Genomic DNA, 20,236 nt, shown 5'->3' on the forward strand with positions numbered 1-20,236 from the left:
ATGCTCACCTAGAACTTAAGGGGTATTAAAATGAGCTTACGGAAACTATCATTATCGTAAGCTAAAGAGAGGAAAGCTTTATTTGGTAGTATTTACAGCCATGGGATAAATTGACCCTAAACTCACCGATTAATCCTTTTTTTTCAGCAAAATATCCGAAAGAAACCAAAGTTTAATCAGTCGCACAACAAATTCATAGCGCGCCCACACTCTGCCCAAAGATGGAAATTTAGTCCGTATAAATACTGTTATGACTAACGCCCTTGCGAAAGCCGAAGTGTTTCCTGCTCTAGAACAAGAGCTGGATATCCTCGCACAACTCCTCGAAAATCAAAAATCACCCAACACCTGGCGTGCCTACAGGAAGGATATTCGCGATTTCTTTCGGTTCGCAGCGGATGCCCATGAACCAACCCCAATACTGGTTGATGCCTTCCTAAAACTGGATCAAACCCAAGCTTTATCCCTCGTATTACGCTACAAAAATGACCTGCGCGATCGCCGCCGTCTCAAAGAAGCAACCATTAATCGCCGACTGGCTGCGTTGAAATCTTTGGTGCGTTTAGCAAATCAGTTGGGGCAATGTACCTTTACCCTCGATGGAATTAAAGGAGAAAAAGTCGTTAATTATCGAGATACGACAGGTATAAAACAAAATTTGTATAGACAAATCTTGCAAATACCAGATAGAGGAAGCGTCAAAGGGAAGCGAGACTACGCATTGTTAAGATTGCTCTGGGATAATGCTTTACGGCGCGGCGAAATTGTCCAAATTAATTTAGAAGATTTAGACATGGAAAACCGAAAAGTGGCGATTTTAGGGAAAGGCAAGGGCACACAAAGGCAGGACATTACCCTTTCGAAGGCGACAGTGACAGCATTGGAGGAATGGATTGCAGTGCGTCCGAAGCAAAAAGGCCGGGTTCAACCTCTGTTTATCGCGTTAGATCATGCTCACTATGGTCATCGGTTAACGGGAACAGCTATTTATCAGCTGGTACGGAAAACGGCAAAGCTTGCAGGTATTGACAAGGTGATGTCACCTCACCGCATTCGCCATTCTGGGATTACTGCGGCATTGGATGCAACCAATGGGGATGTACGTAAGGTACAAAAGTTTTCGCGGCACTCGGATCTCAATACGTTGATGATTTATGACGATAACCGGAAAAATATGCAGGGTGAAGTGACGGATTTGTTAGCAGATTTAATTTAAGCAACTTTGTCTGGGTAGTTTCAGTCATTTGACCCCAATTGTGGTGTCATGGCTTACCGAGGTAAATCCAGTGAGATTACGTATATATACTGGAGTTGTTATAATCAACATTCAAGGAGCACGTACGTGACAACGGGACTATATCTACCGAATAATGTTTATTTAAGTGCAATTATTTGGGGATGGCGGGTGGTGTTTGGGGTGCTCCTGAGGGGTTTCATCACCATGGGAGCTGTTTGTGGCGGTCAATTTTTTTTGATGGGCGGAACAGTTTTCTTTCAACAGTTGTCTATGCAGTAGATGGTAGATTGTAATGACCTCAGTGGTTCTAGAGAAGGCTTTGAAAAAATCATTACTGGCGATCGCCCCGGAAGCGACCCTTATTGCTTGTTATTCCGCCGTTTTAGGTATGGTGGGTAGTACAGCAACAATTGCTCAACCTGTATGGGTAGCTCAGACACTGCAAGAGAATTCAGCTCCGTCATCGGACGAACCAACAGAACAACTTCCTGCTGAGCCTGAATTAACCCCTGCGGAAAGTGCCCATGAGGCGGGTTTAACGGCATTAGCACAGGGGGATTTTGAGGAGGCGATTAAACAATTTACGGAGGCGATCGCCAAAAACTCATTATTTGTAGAGGCTTTTAACAACCGTGGTATTGCCCATGGGGAGCTGGGTCAACTGCAAAATGCAATAGCCGATTTTAACCGGGCGATCGCCCTAGATGCCCAATCTCCGGCCGCCTACTATGGGCGGGGCACGGTCAACCATAAACTGGGAAAACCACAGGCATCCTATAACGATCTTTCCCAGGCGATCGCCCTCACACCTCAATGGGTTGACCCATATATCAATCGCGGGCTAATCCTTGTAAATTCGGGGCTGCGTAATGAGGCTCTCAACGACTTCAATCAAGCATTGACCCTCGAACCCAACAATATTCTGGCTTTGGTAAACCGCTCAAGCTTGTATGTCCGCACGGGAAATTATGAAGGAGCCTTAGCCGACTGTAATCTGATCCTCCGCCTCAATCCCAATATCGCCGTCGCCTATAACAATCGTGGTATCGCCCTCGCTGGGCTGGGCAACAATATTCAGGCCAAACAGGATCTTGAAACCGCATTGAATCTATTTACCCAACAGGGTGATGTGACAGGACAATCCCGTGCCCAAAAATTTCTAAACACTCTTTTTAACTAGACAATATTGTTTTTCTGTCTGTTTTAGATCTAACTAGGGACTGGCGATCGCCGACTTTTTTGGACTAAATCGAGAATTTAATCCGTTTATTTATTCACCCTTACGCAGGTCTAAGTAAACGGATTATTTTTTTGTGCTAATTTACTAAAGCCTTTCAGAGCAATACATTTAGCAGTGTTCAAAAATTTGAATACACAAGGATATCGACTAACCATGCTTAGGAAAAACAGAGCTAAACAACCGATACTTGCCCAGACTCCACACAACCTCAAAGTCCATCTGGTGATTTAGCTTATATTTTTTCTGTAATTTGTCTATTTTAAAAAGGTTTTATACACTTTTGAGTGGTAGCGATCAGGCGATCGCCAAACGCCAGATTTTAACAATAAAAATAAAATTGACAAATAAAACAAGAAAACATTTTGACCTACAGCAACCAAACAAAATTTAACTCAAAAAGATAAAATACTATTTTTGAATATATGTTTTGATTTTTTTAATTTACAACAAAAAAGTTTTATTTAGAGTTGAAAAAAAAATTATCTTTAAACTCAACAAAAAACGAAAATAAATGTAAAACAAACATATTCTCAGCTAAATAACGGCATAAATCACTGCCCTAAAGCCACTTGAAACGTAGCTTATGAAGGGATTTTTCTTTTGTCTTGACTCCAAATATCTATATCTAAAAACTTCAGAAAATTAGCACAAAAAACTAAAACCAAATCAATCATAGAAGAATTTAGCAAATATATACTAGATAGATTTAAGGAAATAAACTTTTGATTTTTAGTTGTCCTCTAAGCCTTTTTTAAAGTAGATCAGAAAACACATCCTGTATAGAAGGATGAACAATCTCTTTTTTGTCTATATTTAAACCGTGAAATAGAGCCTTGTTTTTGGCGATCGCCCCCCGTCCCTCATTAGCAAGCTGAAGCACATAGGGCAAAGTACTATTGTTGAGCGCTTGAGTGGCAGTCCACGGCACAGCACCCGGCATATTAGGAATTCCGACATGGACAACACCCTCATCAACATAGGAAGGTTGACTATGGGAAGTCGGGTGGAGCGTTTCGATACAGCCCCCTTGATCTACCGCCACATCAACAATTACAGAACCCCTTTGCATCGTTTTGACCAAATCTCGCGACACAAGAATGGGTGCGCGTCTCCCCGGAATAAGGACTGCACCAATCACCAAATTAGCTTCTTCAATATATTTCTGGATATTGGCCGGAGTACTGTAGAGTAGCGAGACCCGGGAACCAAATAACGTTCCGAGATCACCAAGGCGATCAACATTAATATCAAGAATCTGCACTTCCGCACCCAGACCGATCGCCATCTTTGCCGCTTCAGTGCCGACATTCCCCCCACCAAGAATCATCACTCGACCTGCCGCCACACCCGGCACACCACCCAGCAAAACCCCCTTGCCACCTTGCTGTTTCTCTAGATATCGCGCCCCAAGCTGCACTGCCAACCTGCCCGCGATCATGCTCATCGGCGCTAATAGTGGCAAGCGACCCTGTTCATCCATCACCGTTTCATAGGCGATCGCCGTCACCCCAGATTCAATTAAACGCTCAGTAAGTTGTCGTTGCGCAGCGAGATGGAGATAGGTAAAAAGCAACTGTCCATCATAGAGAAACTCGTACTCACAGGGTAAAGGCTCCTTCACCTTAATAACTAATTCCTGTTCCCAAGCCGAAGCCGCATCAAAAACCAGTTTTGCACCAACATTTTGATAATCTTCATCCGTAAAGCCAGACCCAAAACCCGCATTATTTTCGACAAAGACTTCATGCCCAGCTTGCACTAAAACCTGCACACTACTGGGACTTAAGCCGACCCGAAATTCCTGATCTTTGATTTCTTTTGGTACACCAATTCTCATCTGATCACCTTTAAATACCTTGATTCCAGTGTAATCAGAGAAAAAACGAAATTACTGACATCCTTTACTCAGAAACAATACGGGGATACAAATATTTCTGAAAACGATGACATCGAAAATCCATGCCACTAATCGAAAAAGATATCGACTCACAGGCAGAACGATCCGCCGGAAGAGCACCATAGTGGATAGATTTTAGATAAATATTTACGTTTTATTTCGTTAACTTTAGAGATAATCAAACATTTTTGGATTCAAAACTATAACCATAAATAAACTTATGAAAAAATACCGTTACTTTCTGTAGTCAAATGCTAGCATTCAGGCAGATCGTTCCATTTACTAAGTATCTCCGACTGCCGTTTATAGAAGAAATCTAAATATTGTGGTTGTCAGCATTTATACTCGAAAATCGTTTTCTTTTCAGAGAGTTCATCGGTTAGAAACAGATGCCCATTGGGTAGTGGGGAAGGGCGATCGCCCTCCTTTAGGTTCTTATTCTCTCTGGTGGCGAAATACCCCTAGTCTCAACAATCAAAAAGTGGGTTATTTAGGTGATTTTTCCGTTGACAGTCAAACAAAATTTAGTGCTTTACTAAAGCATGGTTGTCTTGAACTAAAAAAACATGGCTGTGCATTGGCGATCGCCCCGATAGATGGTAATACTTGGCAGCGATATCGAGTCGTGACAGAGACTGATAATAGTCCTGCATTTTTTCTGGAGTCTCCGTATCAAAATTTCAATCCCCAAATCTTTACTGAAGCAGGGTTTGATGTGGTTGCAAGCTACCATTCTCGGCGGGTTAGTGATCTAAAAACGACGGATCGGCGATCGCCAAAAATTGCCGCTAGATTATCCAGACTCGGTGTGACCATTCGACCTTTAGATATAGCTAATCTCAAACAAGAATTAGAACGTCTTTATCCCGTCGTTCACCAGAGTTTTCAGTGCCATTTTCTCTATAGTCAAATTTCAAAAAAAGAGTTTGTCAAGCAGTATCTACAGTTAGAAAAATATATCATTCCTGAACTAATTCTCATTGCAGAGCATCAAAATAAGATTGTTGGGTTCATGTTGGCAATACCAGATATTTTGCATTTTAAGGGTAAAAAAAATAAAACTATTATTTTTAAAACATTAGGCATTTCTCCAGAGAGAAAATATTCAGGATTGGGCATTCTTTTACTAGATACCATTCGACAAAAATCTCTAAAAATGGGTTTTCAAGCTGCTATTTATGCCCTCATTCAATCTGGTAGCTTGTGTGACAATATGACCCGACACCACGGCGAGATTTTCCGGCGTTATGCTCTGTTTGGGAAGATGTTATGAATCTCTTCTCAGTACTCGAACAACAGGCGATCGCCAGTCCGACAGCCACCGCAATTATTGAAGGACACAATAAAAGAACGAGCTTTGCAACTTTGGTAAAACGCTCTGCACAGGGAGCTGTATTTTTAGAACAATACGGCCTAAAAAAAGGTGATGCAGTTTTATTATTTTGCCCAATGTCGGCGGAACTCTACATCATCCTTGGCGCATTATGGCGATTAGGATTGTTGGCGTTATTTATCGAACCCAGTGCCACAGCCAAACAGTTTCAGCAGTGTTGTGAACTCTGTAAACCAAAGGCGATGATTGCCCCAAGCCGCGCTTTTCTTTTATTAGGGCGATCGCCGAGCCTACGACACATTCCCCACAAATTCTCGCTCGATCTGCCATTCCCTACCGGTCATATCTGGTGGACAAGTCGTTGCTGGACGGCAAATTCAAACATTATTGATTGTGAACCAGAGCATCCAGCCTTACTCACCTTTACCAGTGGCAGCACGGGCAATCCTAAAGCCGCAGTCCGCAGCCACGGTTTTCTATTGAGGCAATATCAACTCCTTGCTAAATATCTAGAGCCAAAACCCCAACAGATCGAGTTAACCCATCTGCCAATTTTTGCCCTCGTTAACCTTGCGGCTGGACGCACCACGATTATTCCCCAAGGAAAATTACGAAAACCTGCGGCGATCGCCGCCAAACCGATCATTCGGCAAATTCAACGCAAACAACCCACAAGCATCCTCGCCTCACCCGCATTTCTAGAACGATTGTTAAATGAGTGCCAAAGGAAAGACATTACCCTTTTATCCGTGCGACAGATTTTTAGTGGCGGTGCGCCGATTATGCCCCGAATTCTGCGGCGACTCCAACAATTTATGCCCGCTGCCAGCATTCACATTCTCTACGGCTCCACCGAAGCCGAACCCATCAGTATTTTTCCCCATGCCCAACAGCAAGCACTATCACCCCAAAAAGGTCTATGTGTCGGTCAACCCATCCCCGAAATCCGAGTTAAAATCCTACCGCTGCAAAATTCAGCTTCTCACTACAGCCCATATTGGTTTAAGGCGATTTGTTTAGCGCCACATCAAGTCGGTGAGATCGTTGTGGCAGGCGACCATGTCCTGAATTCTTATCTCCAAGGGGCAGGCGATCGCCATACAAAAATTCAAGTCGGCGAAACCCTTTGGCATCGTACTGGAGATGCAGGCTATCTCGACGAAAATAATCACCTTTGGCTAGTGGGGCGTTGCAGCGAATGCCGAGAACTGAAAAACTCACAACTATATCCCTTTGTCCTCGAAACCGCTCTACAACAACATCCCCAAGTAAAACGAGCTGCCGCCATTCACCATGCCGGGAAAAACCACATTTTTATCGAATCTACAACCCGACAAGCGCGACCAAAATCTCAAGAATTACAAGAACTTTTGCCTCAGTCCCACGAAGTTCATTTCATCAAAAGAATGCCCGTTGATCGTCGCCATAATGGCAAAATTCTCTACCGTAAATTACTCGCCAAAACATTACGTATAGGCAAATCGAGATAGAAACTATAGTGATTACGATTTAGACAACAATATTTCAGCAGAGGATGCAAAAAAGCAAATTGTTTTAGCGCGAAAATTTATTGCCTTTTTTTGAAAGCTTTCTCTGAGGCGATCGCCCTTACCCTCTAAAAATCGCCATAAAAAAACTCGACGATCACAATCGAGAAATACTTAATTTTGTGTTGTGTATGGGCAGAGGGGGACTCGAACCCCCATGACCGAAGTCGCCACATTTTGAGTGTGGTGCGTCTACCAATTTCGCCATCCGCCCTTGGATAAGCCTTTGCTACTATAACCCGAATCCTTCTTTTGAAGCAAGTTAGAATATTCTTGGGAACCAGACCACTCCCGAATCGCCTGGGCACGGATGACCGGAACCGGATGGGTGAGCTGAGCACTTTGATTTTCTTGCAACACTTTACCCAGTTGACTCTGACTAAGAGCCTCATAGGTTTTTGCTTGCTCCATAAATGCATCAAGGTTGAGCAACGGCGCAAGACTAGGCGATCCACCCGCTAACTTCATCAACACCGACATAATAATTTTTGGGTCTTGACTCACCAGAAATGCCGCGCGATCGCAACTCAGTTCAGCGCAGCGTAGCCACGACATCATTTGTTCCTGCATCGACTGAGCAGCAAGCGTTCCCCAAACCGGTAAAGCATTGGTCGCCAAAACCAATAAATTGGCCAAAGTAAGATAAACGCCGTGCTCACATTTAAGATGACCCAGCTCGTGGGCCATTACCGCTTGGATCTCCTTGTCATCCAGCATTTCCACTAGGGATGTGTGAATCACCATAAATGGTTTTTCCCCACGCATCGCAAAGGTATAGGCATTGGGCACAGGGTTCTGCTGGATATAGAGATCTGGCGTTTCAAGATCAAGGATGTTACAGGCTTCCTTTAAAAGATTATGGAGGTGGGGTAGCTGGCGATCGCCGACGAGGATACTGGATGCCAGATTATTAAACCGAAAAACCTGCTCCGCCGTGGAACCTAGCACCGAACGGATCAGCAAATCCAACCCCGGTAGCTGCCGCAAATTATTCGTCGCTTCGCGGTCAAGGGGGTGACGAAACTGATCCGCCGTCAAACCAACAAAATGGTGCTTTATCCCAGTCATAATCTCAAATTAAGTGCAGAGTAAAAGGTGTTGAAGAGTCTACTCAGAAAGCCATTTTTTCACTTTCTGTAAATCCTTCCAGTCAGGCTTACGCTTGAGGCCGTCTTCAATATTTTCGTTAATGTCCGTTTTAACTTCGTCGCTAAAATCCATGACCTTCTGTACTAGCTCGATGTGCTTGCGAACACCTTTCCCGCCAGTGCCAAGCAAGGCAAGGGCAGCATTAACATGGGCTTGGGGATTACGGTGATCCAGTTTGATGCTGCGTTGGGCGGCGGGCAAAGCCAGATCCGGCTTATCCCTTAAAAGATGCAGCCAAGCCACACAACTCCAAGCTGCCGCATTTTTCGGATCGAGACGACAAATTTCCAAGAATTCCGGTAAAAGCGTTTCAGGAGCTTCGCCCGCATCGTAACGCTCAAAACCTTTTTCAAAACGTTGTTCAATAGTGAGTTCAGTCATAACCAGATTATGGAAGATTAAATAGAAATCGCGATCGCCGGCCAAAATTAGCCATTACAATCGCGACTTTCTATTAAACCAAACTTAAACCCCAAAGGATTTACCGCAACCACAGGTTTGGTTAGCATTGGGGTTCGTGAACTGGAAGCCGCCGCCAATCATCGCTGTGCTGTAGTCCAGCACCATGCCATAGAGATACAGAAGACTTTTTTTGTCGCAAATAATCTTAAAACCGTCGGCATAATCAAACACTTCATCATGCTCATTAACGCTGTCGGGAGAGTCAAAATCCATCATATAGGACATGCCAGAGCAGCCGCCTTGACGGACACCCACCCGAAGCCAGAGATCTTTGCCTTGCTGTTGGCGTAGTCCTAAGACATGCTGTAGAGCCGTTTCGGTGAGTTGAATGCCTGAAGTAGTAGTCGCTTGGGTCATGATCTTATCGAGATTAAGTGATGGGGTTAAACGTGTTTACAAAACTCAGTTCTTAAATAGAAAGGATGTCTATTAGAGGGCGATCGCCCCAAAATCAAAATATTACGCCCCTTTATTTTAACCGTTATCTTCCGACTGTGAATCAGATTCGGGGGCTGATTGGAGCTTAAAGTTTTCCACCTCCGGTAATTCTTCTAGAGCCAACCGAGAAGATTGCATACCTCCAGAAAGGCGCTTCAGTAGCTGAGGACGGGGGTCATGGAGTAAATAAATCAACTCATCTTCTGACTGTAATTCATTCAGCGATCGCATCACCATTAAATTATCGTCACGTTTGATTAGCAAAGGCAATAACTCCCCCGATTCAATGAGCGATTGAAAATAAAAAGTTTTTTTCTCAGTTTTTTCGGTTTTTTCCGCTACCCCAATGGTCGATTTACCCAGTTTGACCTGCTGATCACGAATATATTGATTCCACGTTTTTACAGAAAACCCCCCAGTAAACGCCTGACCAATTTTGGATTTGTTGGCGATCGCATTATTTTGATCCCCTTCCTCAAAAAAGGCCACAACCCTAGGCGGCTGAAATTCCTCCACAGCCCGCTGCGCCAACACCAAATTCACTTCACCATTGCTCGTCAGAGACAAAAATGTCCCCATCGAACTAATGCCAATCTCCTCTAAAACCTCAGCATTGAGCGCACTACTTTGGTACACCTCTAGATCCTGCGCCTTCGCTTCCTCACAGGCCTTCGCGTCCGTATCAACAATCACGACCGATTCCCCTTGATCTTGGAAAATCTTTGCCACAATGCGACTCAGGGGATTTGACCCAACAATCACAGCTCCCTTCGCACTAGACGACGTAATTTGTAGCTGCCGCGCTATCCATTTCGCCGTCAATCCTTGAATAAAAACCGTCATTAAAATAGTCAAAAAGACCAGTGCCTTAATCGATGCACCACCGTTAAACCCCTGCTCCGTCAAAATAATCGCAAACAAAGAAGCAACAGACGCTGAGACAATGCCCCTCGGCGCAACCCAAGCAACAAAAAACTTTTGTCGCCAACTTAAATCACTATTCGCCGTGCAAAGCGCCACACTGATCGGCCGCACGACAAACATCAACGTCGCAACCGCCAAAAAACTCCCCCAACCCAAGGCCACAATACTAGCCAAAGATAAATCTGCCGCTAGCAAAATAAATAAAACCGAAACGCAGAGTACCGTTAACTGACTTTTAAACCGTCGTAAGAGCCGCTCCTCAGGAATCGACAAAGCCCGTAATACAATACCCGCCACAACAACCGCCATTAAGCCAGACTCTTGACTGACGTACTGAGCAAACCCAAATAATCCCCAAATACTTGCTAAAACAAGTAAATTTTTCAAATCCTCGGAAAGGGATGTCGCTAAACGCAGAAACTGTCCCATAAGCCAACCACCAGCAGCACCAATTAATGTGCCAATCCCCAAACGCAGGATCAATCCGCCGGCAATTTCCAGCAGCCCAGCGTCAGCGTTCAGGATGGTATCAAGGACAACAACGGCAAGGATGGCACCGACGGGGTCAATTAAGACACCTTCGCCTTCTAGTAATGTTGCGACTTTTTTTTCAACGGCAACTTGCTTCAATAAAGGCCCCACCACGGTAGGCCCGGTGACGACGACTAGGGCCGCATAAAGAAAGGCGATCGGCCAGGGAAACTCAGCCAAATAATGGGCGGCGATTCCCCCACCAGCCAAGGTGATCAAAGTACCGAAAGTGACGAGATTACGTAGACTCCCGGAAACCTCATTCAGCTCTTTGAGACGGAGATTTAGCCCGCCTTCAAACAAAATGATGGCAACGGCTAAGGCGACCAATACCTCTAGGCCAACCCCAAACTCGCTGGGATGAAGCACGGCGAAACCGTCAACACCGAGAACAATCCCAAAAATTAGCAGCAGGACGATGCCCGGTATCTTTAGAAATTCGCCCAGCACCTGTGCGGAAATTCCAGCGAAAACCGCAATGATAATTTGCAATGTGAGGTCAAATGAATCTGCCATGCGAAAGTCTAAAAAATAGATAGCAATTAAATAGCCTGACAATATTGCCATCTTACAAAGTAATCAAAGTATAGCCCTTCGCCTGGGGGGGCTTTCTAAATGTTTCTCTTTTCGACCCTGTGACTTGATTTTTTTTGCACCTCATTAAAAAGCCAAAGTTGTCTTTGATTTTTTGAGTCAATAGTGGCGATCGCCAGAGTACTTTAAAGAAAGTTTACAGTTTATGTCATAATTTCTCATATTCCCTTGATGTAGATTTGCTAGTTCTACCCCCTTCGAAAGATGAGCGATCGCCCAATAGAAAAGACATTAGCCGAACTCGCCCCGGCCAGCTATGAATGCCCCAGTTGTGGCTACATTTATGATCCCAACAAAGGCGAAAGTCGTAACAAAACCGAGCCCGGCACAAAATTTGAAGAGTTACCTCTCATCTGGAATTGTCCAGTATGTGGTGTCGATAAAGGTCAATTTCGAAATATCGGCGCAGCAGATGCTCCGTCCGGTTTTGAAGAGAACCTACAATATGGTTTCGGCTTTAACAATATGAGCTCCAACCAAAAAAATCTCATAATCTTCGGCACCCTAGGACTCTTTATCCTCTTCTTCCTAAGTCTCTACGGCTTAGATTAATCGGCATTTATTGTCGTCGCAGAACCCTTTCTTGATTTTGCTGATTTAGCTGATTTAAACACTTTAACCTATGTCTTTATTTTCGAAATTATTCAAACCATTACAAAAAATAGTTTTGGCGATCGCCGTACTGTCCCTTTGCATGGGCTGCGTAGAAGCCCCCATCATTAGCAATAGCCCCTGGCAAGAGATAAACCTCAACACCGACTCCACCTTCGCCAATATCGCCTTTACCGACGATCTACAACATGGTTGGCTCGTCGGTACAAAAGAAACACTCTTCGAAACCAAAGACGGTGGCAACACCTGGGAAGAACGCATTATCAACCTTGGCGAAGAAAAAGAAAGCTTCACAGGCGTAAGCTTCTATGGCGAGGAAGGCTGGATTACTGGTCGCCCTTCCATTTTGCTTCACACCAATGACGGCGGCGAAAACTGGGCACGCATTCCCCTGAGCAGCAAGCTACCCGGTGCTCCCTACAACATCACCGCCCTAGCCCCGAATACAGCCGAAATGGTCACTGACCTCGGTGCGATCTACAAAACCACCGACGGAGGGAAAAACTGGAAAGCCCTCGTCGAAGGCGCAGTCGGTGTTGCCAGAACCATTGAGCGCTCCGCCGATGGTAAATACGTTGCAGTATCCGCCCGCGGTAACTTCTACTCCACTTGGTCTCCCGGCGATAGCGAGTGGACTCCCCACAACAGAAACTCCTCTCGACGCTTACAAAGCATGGGCTTTGACGGCCAAGACAATCTCTGGTTATTAGCCCGTGGCGGTGTCGTCCAATTTAGTGATAGCACCAACCCAGATAATGCAGAAGCTTGGAGTGAGCCCATTACACCCCAATATCGCAATAGCGTCGGCCTCTTACATATGGGCTACCGTACTCCCGAAGAACTTTGGGCAGTTGGTGGTAGCGGTAGCTTAGTTGTCAGTAAAGATGGTGGTCAAACTTGGTTCCGCGACGCTGAAATCGAAAATGTCCCCACTAATTTCTATCGTGTTGTCTTTTTAAACAAAGAAAAAGGCTTTATTCTTGGGCAACAAGGGGTGATTTTACGGTACGATAATTCCACTGAAGCGGCTTGATTTCCACTTTCTAGTTGTGGTAACGCCTATTATTTTTTTATGATATAGGCTAGCTTATTTAATAATATTTTTTCATCAAATCCAAGAGGAGAATTCGCATGGCAGGTACTACCGGAGAACGCCCGTTTTCTGACATCGTAACCAGTATTCGTTACTGGGTAATTCATAGCATTACAATTCCGATGCTATTTATCGCAGGCTGGCTATTTGTAAGTACTGGTTTGGCTTACGATGCTTTTGGCACACCTCGCCCTGATCAGTATTTTACTGACAGTCGCCAAGAAATTCCGATCGTCACTGATCGCTATAATGCGGTTGATGAGATTAACGAATTTAACAAGTAAGTTTTAGTTACTGTTTTACTGTTTCTACAAGGTTTTAAATCATGACAAGCGGTCCCAATAATCAACCTGTTTCTTACCCCATTTTTACTGTCCGTTGGTTGGCAGTTCACACCCTTGCTGTCCCCTCAACTTTCTTTGTTGGGGCGATCGCCGCTATGCAGTTTATTCAACGATAGGTATTGTTCATGGAAAAAAATCAAAACCCCAATCGGCAACCCGTTGAGCTAAACCGTACATCTTTGTACTTGGGTCTGCTTCTTGTCGCCGTACTCGGTATCCTTTTCTCCAGCTACTTCTTTAACTAAAGTCAGTAGTTTGGTATTGTCTTTTATTCAGTCATTTTAATCGGAGGTTGTTTCCATGTCTGAAGGCGGAAGAATTCCCTTGTGGATTGTTGCAGTTGTTGCAGGTATGGGTGTTATCGCTGTTGTTGGCATCTTTTTCTATGGTGCTTATGCCGGCGTTGGCTCTGCTGTCTAAATAAAAAATAATATCCAACAAAAGACAAAGACTTTCTGATCTTTAAATCTTTTTTTGAATGATTAAAGCCATCTGCAATTATGTGGGTGGTTTTGTCATTTTTTTATGCTTTGAATTGATTACATCATTATTTTTATCTAAATCTTGCTATCAGTGGATAAAAAATATTTGGTTTATCTCTAAATTTTTTATAGGATGTGAAGAAAACTACCACCACAATTTTTTAGATAGCGCCAAAGTAGCTTTTATGGTTCCTCTCTAAATGCTTTACTCACTGACAATGGTATTTTCGCTTCAGTAGACTCCGTAAGGCGATCGCCACCCTCCCAGACTGGAATACAACCCTAGAACTGGCTTTTTTTATTGAATTTAGTGCCGCATGGAACTATAAACCTACCGAATCAAGCGTCACAACCAATCAGCTTTAGTCTATCGGCATTGGTTTGCGCTTAGCCGTTGATGCAACCTTAATGCCCGCATCGACTGGGGAATTCCCCTTGACAATCTAGAAATAACGAGCGATACATCACAGGAAAACGGCGTATATTTCTTCGTTGAATACAAGCTCCCCTAAAAACGAGAAATCACTAATTTTTTAGCAAAAAAAAGAGGGCAACAACCCTCAGTAAATACCATTATTAAATAATTAAATAAGACCTCATAGCGTTATAAAGTCTTTGAAGCGATTACATTAAGCCCAACTGAGCAAGGATTCCCTTACCAGTCAACACTTCAGTCAAAATACCAATTACGAAACCGAGCATCGCTAAGCGACCGTTCCAATTTTCAGCAAAGGCGCTGAAACCAAACTTACCTTCTTGATTTTCCATGATGATAAAACTCCCAATTGAGTCGAAATGGATATGATTGCATTTTGGTCAACCAGTTGATATCTAAGTTAACAAAATCCCCCGTCAATTGCAACATTTTGTAAAGATAAAATGATCTTTTATGGCTGGCAGTCGAGTTTAGGAAAAATTATGCTGTGTGGGACGAAGTCATTAAAGTCTCTAGGACGTTGTCGTGACATCTTGTCCATAGGCTTGCCAAGAGAGGTCAATGAGGCCATTCATGATGGCGACAGCCACCACTGCGCTGCCTTTACGGCCGTTGATATAAATGTAGGGAATCGATGAGTCATGGAGCTGCAACCGAAACTGATCACCTGTAATAAAGTTTGCTGGTGTAATGATCACTAAAGCGGGTCGAATTTCTTCGGCATTAATCAAAGTCATCAAACTAGCTAGTGATGTCTGGGATTGCCCGACGATAAAAACCGCTTCTGGATAGCGTCTCGCGAGGGTCTCAATTCCCCAGGCTGTCCTTGTGCGGCCTTTTTGGGGACGTGTTAGGGTTTCGGAACTGCAGTAGACGGGGTTTGCAAAGGTTTTTTGTAGGTTGTTCGCAATGCCTACCTGTACCATCGGCACATCAACAACAATGGTACTGCGGGCAGCAAGGGCGGCGGCTCCGGCTTGGAGGGCACGATCTGAGAAGCGAATGAGACGTTGATAATCAAAGTCAGCGGTTTCGTAAATAACACGGCGCACAATTTCGTATTCTGCGGGAGAAAAAGAGTGCTCTCCGACCTCTTGATCAATAAGAGATAGGCTTTGAGCGTCTGTGATGTGCCATTCCATAGTGGTTAGGATACTCGCTGGATTACTCGAAAAATCTGGGGGGAGAAGAATTTGATTGCCCTCATTTTGGCATATTCTGAATTCTCCAAAATAGTTCTCTGCTTAAATTTAACTGTTATGCAAGAATCCAAAATGAAGTTTTACGTCTTGTCTTGTTGTGTTGGTGAGGTTTTTGGGGAGAGGGTATATTGGCTTCGCGATCATGGGTTGAAAATTACTGAGGCTGTATTCCTAGTCGCTTAGGTTTACGTGAACGGCGATCGCCTGCCAGTGTCTGTGTGGGCTTGGGCCGAAGTAACGTCAAAGTCTTAGGATAACGAGTTGTTGGGTCTTACCTAGAAAGTGCTTAGTTTCGAGAAATCAACTTCGGCGATCGCCTCATCCGGCAAAATAAACGAAGAACTCAGCAGAGTTTGATCCCAATTAATTAATTCTGGATAGCGAATACCCGGCAAAATAGAAACCGCAAAAATTTCTTGGACAGCATCTTCAAAGCGCAAAAAAGCAATAACCTGTGCCGTCTCAATATTGACAACCCACACACCACAGAACCTTTCTTCACGCCGTTCCGTAATCGGTAGGCCACTAAATACCGCCGTTTCCCGCACCTGAGATAGCCCAATAAAGGCTAAAGGCCCCCAGAAGCTCAGACCACGGGTAAAACCGGGTAAATTGATCAAAGTTTCGAGTTTTCCCGTCTTAAAATCGAAGGCCGACAAGCTTCCATAGCCTGATTCTAAAAGCCATAGGCGATCGCGATACCAGCGCGGCGAGTGGGGCATCGACAGACCTCGAGCCAAAATTTTATTGGTGGTGATGTCCATTAAGACACCGCCATTACGTTTATTGCCACGCCAACCTTTATCGGTATTCGTCTCACCTAAAGCCGTGACATAGCGAGGTTTTTGATCACGGATGCCTAACCCATTTAAGTGGCAGCGATCGCCCAAATCATAGGCAGAAATAAAAGGGGGTCGCCAGCGAGGCACAAAACTATTTTTTCGATCAAGAGTACAAAGACAAGAAAAACGAGTATTAACAAACCACAACTCGTCGCCGCAGTAGGCCATCTCATGGATGTCAATATCACCAGTAATATGGCGATTGCGCGGTAAAAAACAAGCATCATGCCGACGAGGCGGCTTTAGCTTTTTAGCAACAGCAGGCACATTCCGTAATTCCCAAACTTCATAGGCCGTACCCAAAGCCAATTTTTCGCGATCCGCGGCAATGCCCATCGGCTGCTCAAACACACGAAAATGAGTATTTAGTTCCCGTTGATCCGCCCGTATCACGACAACCTTGCCCGCCTGATATGTAGAAATAACAAGGGAAATGCCGCACTCCACTAAAATTTCGCGCAAATTTTGAGTGTGGATGCTCCTCAAAGGTTCCAAATCCTGCCCAGTCGATTGTTTTGCTTGAGATACGTTCATAAAATCATCTGGTACGCTGCTCTCGCTGAAATGTTACAACACAAATTTTTAGTCATTAGGTTAGTCCCACAAATAAAAATTAGCGAGTAAAACCCCATACGAAAACCAATAGTGACACCCTAGTATCCATTACAGCCTTTCCTCGGCCAAAACCCAACTTTGTTTACGGATCGAATTAAATTGCAATAAAAAATCCCCCCAAATCTAGGAGGATTAACATCAATTCCAGAGTATTATCCGGAATCTCCATCCACTAATTCGGCAAACATCAAGCAGAAAGATAGCCTAACTCAGTGAGCTTAGCGAGTACTTTTTCCACACTTTCCTCTAGCTCTTCTAGATCAGTGCGACATTCAATTTCAGGATTGGTTGGCGCTTCATAGGGGTCATCGATACCTGTAAAACCTTTAATTTCACCGGCGCGAGCACGTTTGTAGAGACCCTTAACATCCCGCTTTTCACACTCAGCAAGGGGGGCATTGACGTAAACTTCCACAAAATTGCCGACGCGATCGCGAACTTCTTCACGGATATTACGATAGGGAGAAATAGCCGAAACAAGTACAATTACACCGTTACGGGTGAGCAGGTGGGAGACAAAGCCAATACGACGGATGTTTTCGTCGCGATCTTCTTTACTGAAGCCTAAACCTTTGGTGAGGTTGGTACGAACAATATCGCCATCTAAAATTTCAAACTTACATTCTTCCTTTTTAAGACGCTTGGCGATCGCCTGACTGATCGTAGTCTTACCCGCACCGCTAAGACCTGTGAACCAAACCGTGACGCCACGATGCTCCATGGGACTATATTCCTTTAAAAACTTGATTTACAAAACATCAATAGTTTAAAGGGAGATGCCATAATTTTCGCGGGAACTCACCAAATCAATAAATTTTCAACCTGCACCCAGCATGCTTCACCTTATTTTTCAGGACTAAAAAAGGATGTTTTCCATTACTTTGGTGATGGAGAGAATAACAAAATGTCAAGGATTTGGGTTGCGTTCTGGCAAAACAAGATTAGGATTATAAATAGTGTCAGTAAACTACTGGTATTGTGGCGACAGAGCATCAAGAAAATGCCTTCTTTCGCCCTAGTAATTTGCTTTTACATAGCAAGTTAAAATGACAGCAATTTTCAGCCCTTTTTGGTGATATGAACGAATTTCGCGTAAGTTCCAATCCTCCCACTGCCTCCTCTTGGTCTGCCGAAGAGGAAGCGGATCGTCTAATGGATGATGTTTTTTCTGACATCGATTCTTTGTTAACAGGCAAGAGACCGACCGCGAAAATTCAGACAGCGTCCCAAAGTGACTACACCTCTTTACAGTCTTTAGTGGTGCCGCAGATTGACCTTGAAGACACACCGCTCCCGGAGGAACTGGACGAAAAAGTCATTATCAAAAGGGGAGTCGGCTATTACACAGAAAGACTTTTATTGATGGGATCCTGTGCTTCTTTATTGGGAGTAGCCCTCTGGATGGCTGTTAATGATCGGCTACGTGTACCGCAATTTCTTATTCAACCGACGCCAGTTATTGAGACAGCGGCGGAAACAGAGGCAGCAACGGAACCGATTTTTGCTGACTATGTTAGACGGGCTTTAGATAATATTGATCGTCAGGGAGCGTCTCAACCGATACCTGTTAGTCCAATGGGGCAGCCTGCGGTAGGCACTGTACCGACCACGGATCAGCAGGCACCGGGATCTAGCTCCCCGGTCATTGAGCGTATTTATATTCCGGTCTATCCTCCTGAAGTTTCAGCGAATGCTCGTCCTCCTCTGCCGGGCAATACTCCTGTTATCACTCCTGCGCCTCAAATTGTGCAGCCGCCCCAAATACAAACTCCTGCGCCTCAAATCGCGCCTGAGCCTCCGGCACCACGGTCTATTCCTGATCTCCAAGCTGTTGTGCCGACGCTACCTGCGCCGCCAGTGGCAGCGAAGGATCTCTATACCCTTGTTGGTGCACTCGAATCGGGCGATCGCTCGGCAGCTTTGTTTAATATCAATGGTGTCACCCAACGTTTTAAGGTGGGCGAAAATATTGGTGCTAGTAATTGGAAATTGCTGTCTGTGCAAAATCAGCAAATTCTTATGGGGCAAGGCGGACAAACGCGCTCTCTTTATGTCGGCCAAAATTTTGGCATTGAACGTGAATAATTAGCAATGAATTAACTGCAAAATTATAAAACTTAAGAAGTTGAGTGGATTAGCGGCATGTCCTAAGGAAGTGTCGCTTTTTTCTTAATGGCTGGCTATTTTTTTAGCCAACGTTTTTTCCATTGGCTGGTTGATTCAAGAGTGGTTTGCTGTTGTTCTAAAATGCGTCTTTCTAAAATCGTTTGGCGATCGCCCTTTAGATCTGGGTCACGATAGGGAATAGCCGCACGGGTCTTAAGATGTTCAATTTCCTGTTGGGATAATGGCTCTAAATGTTCTGTGGTAAAACGCGCTAATGTACCGGGCGATCGCCGACCCACGCCGGGAGTCCCACCAAATTTTAGATTGGCTAATGTCATGGCCTGTCGAATAGCCGCCGCACAGGAATAGGTCGCGAGATAACTCTGTTTATCCAGACACTGTGCCACTAATTTTAAAAATTCTACTGTCCATAATTGGGGACATTTTGGCGGGGAAAAGGGGTCAAGAAAAATAGCATCGGCTTGAAAGTTTTGGGCGATCGCCAGTTGGATTGTTTGGCGGGCATCCCCAATCAGAAGTTGAGCAGCGAGCTTTTCTGTTTGCACTTCAAAACGATGACTCAGCTCCCCTAAAAGTACTGCCACCTCTGACGACCAAGGACTTAATAAATTATTTTTAAAGGCTGTCGGGGCGATCGCCGGATCTCGCTCTAAAGCAATCACCTCCACCCGACAAGCCGGATTTACCTGCCAAATTTTCGTCAGTGCCGCCGCCGTATTGTGCCCCAACCCATAGCAAATATCCAACAATCGCAAGGTTGATTTTGTCCGCGCTTGAGTCGCAATGCGACAGGGAATTAAAAACTTCTCCTCCGCTTCCCGTTTAGCTCCCGCAAAGGAATGATAATGCTCTTGAAATTCATCAGAAAAAAAAGTGTAAGAGCCATCCTCAGTGATTTTTGGATCAAGTACCATCAGCGATCGCCATTTCGATAAAATTTTATGGGCATTAGATATCTTAAACTCTGGCAAAATAAAGATTCTAGAGAACCTCAATGATCTGTTTTTAAGCAGCATAATTATCCCGAAAAACCATTAAGAACCAAAAAAAATTTAATAGAATAATCCCTGATCTTCGGCTCTCCGGGATTGACTATGCAGCGTTGGTAGGAAAATGCCAACAAATGAGACA

At 44.4% G+C, this 20,236-nt stretch carries 22 protein-coding genes and 1 tRNA gene; 12 read left to right on the top strand and 11 right to left on the bottom strand.

Annotated elements, in window-relative coordinates; translation table 11 throughout:
* The first annotated feature begins 250 nt into the window (after positions 1–250).
* From NIES208_RS13905 to NIES208_RS13910, 3 genes are all read left to right on the top strand, one after another.
* Positions 251–1,216, top strand: a complete 966-nt coding sequence (locus NIES208_RS13905; RefSeq protein WP_075893589.1) for a tyrosine-type recombinase/integrase — start codon at positions 251–253, stop codon at positions 1,214–1,216.
* A gap of 126 nt (positions 1,217–1,342) precedes the next feature.
* A complete protein-coding gene (locus NIES208_RS19060) occupies positions 1,343–1,516 on the top strand; it encodes a hypothetical protein (protein ID WP_171971776.1) in 174 nt (57 codons plus the stop codon).
* A 13-nt stretch (positions 1,517–1,529) separates the two neighbouring features.
* The gene (locus NIES208_RS13910; protein WP_075893590.1) at positions 1,530–2,417 is read left to right on the top strand and encodes a tetratricopeptide repeat protein; all 888 of its coding nucleotides are present in this window, start codon (positions 1,530–1,532) and stop codon (positions 2,415–2,417) included.
* Between the two features lie 811 nt (positions 2,418–3,228).
* On the opposite strand, the gene ald is transcribed toward NIES208_RS13910, so the two are convergent.
* A complete protein-coding gene (ald, locus tag NIES208_RS13915) occupies positions 3,229–4,314 on the bottom strand; it encodes an alanine dehydrogenase (RefSeq protein WP_075893591.1) in 1,086 nt (361 codons plus the stop codon).
* 385 nt (positions 4,315–4,699) lie between these two features.
* Between ald and NIES208_RS13920 the strand changes: the two genes are divergently transcribed.
* Both NIES208_RS13920 and NIES208_RS13925 read left to right on the top strand, forming a co-directional pair.
* Positions 4,700–5,647 (top strand): GNAT family N-acetyltransferase, encoded by a 948-nt coding sequence (locus NIES208_RS13920; protein WP_084176643.1) that lies wholly within the window; start codon positions 4,700–4,702, stop codon positions 5,645–5,647.
* A complete protein-coding gene (locus tag NIES208_RS13925; protein ID WP_075893592.1) occupies positions 5,644–7,197 on the top strand; it encodes an AMP-binding protein in 1,554 nt (517 codons plus the stop codon). Before NIES208_RS13920 ends, NIES208_RS13925 begins: the two co-directional genes overlap by 4 nt.
* 189 nt (positions 7,198–7,386) lie before the next feature.
* On the opposite strand, the gene NIES208_RS13930 is transcribed toward NIES208_RS13925, so the two are convergent.
* From NIES208_RS13930 to NIES208_RS13950, 5 genes are all read right to left on the bottom strand, one after another.
* Positions 7,387–7,468, bottom strand: a tRNA-Leu gene (locus NIES208_RS13930).
* Positions 7,447–8,322 (bottom strand): M48 family metallopeptidase, encoded by an 876-nt coding sequence (locus tag NIES208_RS13935; RefSeq protein WP_075893593.1) that lies wholly within the window; start codon positions 8,320–8,322, stop codon positions 7,447–7,449. Before NIES208_RS13935 ends, NIES208_RS13930 begins: the two co-directional genes overlap by 22 nt.
* A 39-nt stretch (positions 8,323–8,361) precedes the next feature.
* Complete coding sequence (locus tag NIES208_RS13940) at positions 8,362–8,784, bottom strand: tetratricopeptide repeat protein (RefSeq protein WP_075893594.1); 423 nt, start codon at positions 8,782–8,784, stop codon at positions 8,362–8,364.
* An 84-nt stretch (positions 8,785–8,868) separates the two neighbouring features.
* The gene (locus NIES208_RS13945) at positions 8,869–9,222 is read right to left on the bottom strand and encodes a HesB/IscA family protein (RefSeq protein WP_075893595.1); all 354 of its coding nucleotides are present in this window, start codon (positions 9,220–9,222) and stop codon (positions 8,869–8,871) included.
* A gap of 117 nt (positions 9,223–9,339) precedes the next feature.
* Positions 9,340–11,274, bottom strand: a complete 1,935-nt coding sequence (locus NIES208_RS13950) for a cation:proton antiporter (RefSeq protein ID WP_075893609.1) — start codon at positions 11,272–11,274, stop codon at positions 9,340–9,342.
* Between the two features lie 282 nt (positions 11,275–11,556).
* Between NIES208_RS13950 and NIES208_RS13955 the strand changes: the two genes are divergently transcribed.
* The 6 genes from NIES208_RS13955 (at position 11,557) to NIES208_RS13980 (ending at position 13,821) form a co-directional block, all read left to right on the top strand.
* Positions 11,557–11,904, top strand: coding sequence for a rubredoxin (locus NIES208_RS13955; protein ID WP_075893596.1), 348 nt, complete (start codon positions 11,557–11,559; stop codon positions 11,902–11,904).
* Positions 11,905–11,974: 70 nt separating this feature from the next.
* On the top strand, positions 11,975–12,997 hold the full coding sequence (locus tag NIES208_RS13960; protein WP_075893597.1) for a photosynthesis system II assembly factor Ycf48: 1,023 nt from the start codon (positions 11,975–11,977) through the stop codon (positions 12,995–12,997).
* A 98-nt stretch (positions 12,998–13,095) separates the two neighbouring features.
* Positions 13,096–13,341, top strand: coding sequence for a cytochrome b559 subunit alpha (psbE, locus tag NIES208_RS13965; RefSeq protein WP_075893598.1), 246 nt, complete (start codon positions 13,096–13,098; stop codon positions 13,339–13,341).
* A 41-nt stretch (positions 13,342–13,382) separates the two neighbouring features.
* Complete coding sequence (gene psbF / locus NIES208_RS13970) at positions 13,383–13,517, top strand: cytochrome b559 subunit beta (protein ID WP_075893599.1); 135 nt, start codon at positions 13,383–13,385, stop codon at positions 13,515–13,517.
* A gap of 9 nt (positions 13,518–13,526) precedes the next feature.
* Positions 13,527–13,646 (top strand): photosystem II reaction center protein PsbL, encoded by a 120-nt coding sequence (locus NIES208_RS13975; RefSeq protein WP_075893600.1) that lies wholly within the window; start codon positions 13,527–13,529, stop codon positions 13,644–13,646.
* A 55-nt stretch (positions 13,647–13,701) separates the two neighbouring features.
* Positions 13,702–13,821, top strand: coding sequence for a photosystem II reaction center protein J (locus tag NIES208_RS13980; RefSeq protein ID WP_015134858.1), 120 nt, complete (start codon positions 13,702–13,704; stop codon positions 13,819–13,821).
* 686 nt (positions 13,822–14,507) lie between these two features.
* Here the strand turns inward: NIES208_RS13980 and NIES208_RS13990 are convergent.
* From NIES208_RS13990 to cysC, 4 genes are all read right to left on the bottom strand, one after another.
* Positions 14,508–14,651, bottom strand: a complete 144-nt coding sequence (locus NIES208_RS13990) for a high light inducible protein (RefSeq protein WP_075893602.1) — start codon at positions 14,649–14,651, stop codon at positions 14,508–14,510.
* 180 nt (positions 14,652–14,831) lie between these two features.
* Positions 14,832–15,461 (bottom strand): precorrin-8X methylmutase, encoded by a 630-nt coding sequence (locus NIES208_RS13995; protein ID WP_075893603.1) that lies wholly within the window; start codon positions 15,459–15,461, stop codon positions 14,832–14,834.
* A gap of 335 nt (positions 15,462–15,796) precedes the next feature.
* Positions 15,797–16,897 (bottom strand): TIGR03032 family protein, encoded by a 1,101-nt coding sequence (locus NIES208_RS14000; RefSeq protein ID WP_075893604.1) that lies wholly within the window; start codon positions 16,895–16,897, stop codon positions 15,797–15,799.
* Positions 16,898–17,165: 268 nt separating this feature from the next.
* Complete coding sequence (gene cysC, locus NIES208_RS14005) at positions 17,166–17,699, bottom strand: adenylyl-sulfate kinase (RefSeq protein ID WP_075893605.1); 534 nt, start codon at positions 17,697–17,699, stop codon at positions 17,166–17,168.
* Between the two features lie 356 nt (positions 17,700–18,055).
* On the opposite strand from cysC, the gene NIES208_RS14010 reads away from it, so the two are divergent.
* Positions 18,056–19,063: a hypothetical protein gene (locus NIES208_RS14010; protein WP_075893606.1), complete on the top strand. Its 1,008-nt coding sequence runs from the start codon at positions 18,056–18,058 to the stop codon at positions 19,061–19,063.
* A gap of 95 nt (positions 19,064–19,158) precedes the next feature.
* On the opposite strand, the gene NIES208_RS14015 is transcribed toward NIES208_RS14010, so the two are convergent.
* Positions 19,159–20,019, bottom strand: a complete 861-nt coding sequence (locus tag NIES208_RS14015; protein WP_075893607.1) for a tRNA (5-methylaminomethyl-2-thiouridine)(34)-methyltransferase MnmD — start codon at positions 20,017–20,019, stop codon at positions 19,159–19,161.
* Between the last annotated feature and the right edge of the window lie 217 nt (positions 20,020–20,236).

Source organism: [Limnothrix rosea] IAM M-220 (assembly GCF_001904615.1).
Lineage (GTDB): Bacteria > Cyanobacteriota > Cyanobacteriia > Cyanobacteriales > MRBY01 > MRBY01.

Coding starts and splice junctions, on each gene's coding strand:
- NIES208_RS13905 (WP_075893589.1), top strand. CDS start 251: ATGACTAACGCCCTTGCGAAAGCCGAAGTGTTTCCTGCTCTAGAACAA.
- NIES208_RS13910 (WP_075893590.1), top strand. CDS start 1,530: ATGACCTCAGTGGTTCTAGAGAAGGCTTTGAAAAAATCATTACTGGCG.
- ald (WP_075893591.1), bottom strand. CDS start 4,314: ATGAGAATTGGTGTACCAAAAGAAATCAAAGATCAGGAATTTCGGGTC.
- NIES208_RS13925 (WP_075893592.1), top strand. CDS start 5,644: ATGAATCTCTTCTCAGTACTCGAACAACAGGCGATCGCCAGTCCGACA.
- NIES208_RS13935 (WP_075893593.1), bottom strand. CDS start 8,322: ATGACTGGGATAAAGCACCATTTTGTTGGTTTGACGGCGGATCAGTTT.
- NIES208_RS13940 (WP_075893594.1), bottom strand. CDS start 8,784: ATGACTGAACTCACTATTGAACAACGTTTTGAAAAAGGTTTTGAGCGT.
- NIES208_RS13945 (WP_075893595.1), bottom strand. CDS start 9,222: ATGACCCAAGCGACTACTACTTCAGGCATTCAACTCACCGAAACGGCT.
- NIES208_RS13950 (WP_075893609.1), bottom strand. CDS start 11,274: ATGGCAGATTCATTTGACCTCACATTGCAAATTATCATTGCGGTTTTC.
- NIES208_RS13955 (WP_075893596.1), top strand. CDS start 11,557: ATGAGCGATCGCCCAATAGAAAAGACATTAGCCGAACTCGCCCCGGCC.
- NIES208_RS13960 (WP_075893597.1), top strand. CDS start 11,975: ATGTCTTTATTTTCGAAATTATTCAAACCATTACAAAAAATAGTTTTG.
- psbE (WP_075893598.1), top strand. CDS start 13,096: ATGGCAGGTACTACCGGAGAACGCCCGTTTTCTGACATCGTAACCAGT.
- psbF (WP_075893599.1), top strand. CDS start 13,383: ATGACAAGCGGTCCCAATAATCAACCTGTTTCTTACCCCATTTTTACT.
- NIES208_RS13975 (WP_075893600.1), top strand. CDS start 13,527: ATGGAAAAAAATCAAAACCCCAATCGGCAACCCGTTGAGCTAAACCGT.
- NIES208_RS13980 (WP_015134858.1), top strand. CDS start 13,702: ATGTCTGAAGGCGGAAGAATTCCCTTGTGGATTGTTGCAGTTGTTGCA.
- NIES208_RS13990 (WP_075893602.1), bottom strand. CDS start 14,651: ATGGAAAATCAAGAAGGTAAGTTTGGTTTCAGCGCCTTTGCTGAAAAT.
- NIES208_RS13995 (WP_075893603.1), bottom strand. CDS start 15,461: ATGGAATGGCACATCACAGACGCTCAAAGCCTATCTCTTATTGATCAA.
- NIES208_RS14000 (WP_075893604.1), bottom strand. CDS start 16,897: ATGAACGTATCTCAAGCAAAACAATCGACTGGGCAGGATTTGGAACCT.
- cysC (WP_075893605.1), bottom strand. CDS start 17,699: ATGGAGCATCGTGGCGTCACGGTTTGGTTCACAGGTCTTAGCGGTGCG.
- NIES208_RS14010 (WP_075893606.1), top strand. CDS start 18,056: ATGAACGAATTTCGCGTAAGTTCCAATCCTCCCACTGCCTCCTCTTGG.
- NIES208_RS14015 (WP_075893607.1), bottom strand. CDS start 20,019: ATGGTACTTGATCCAAAAATCACTGAGGATGGCTCTTACACTTTTTTT.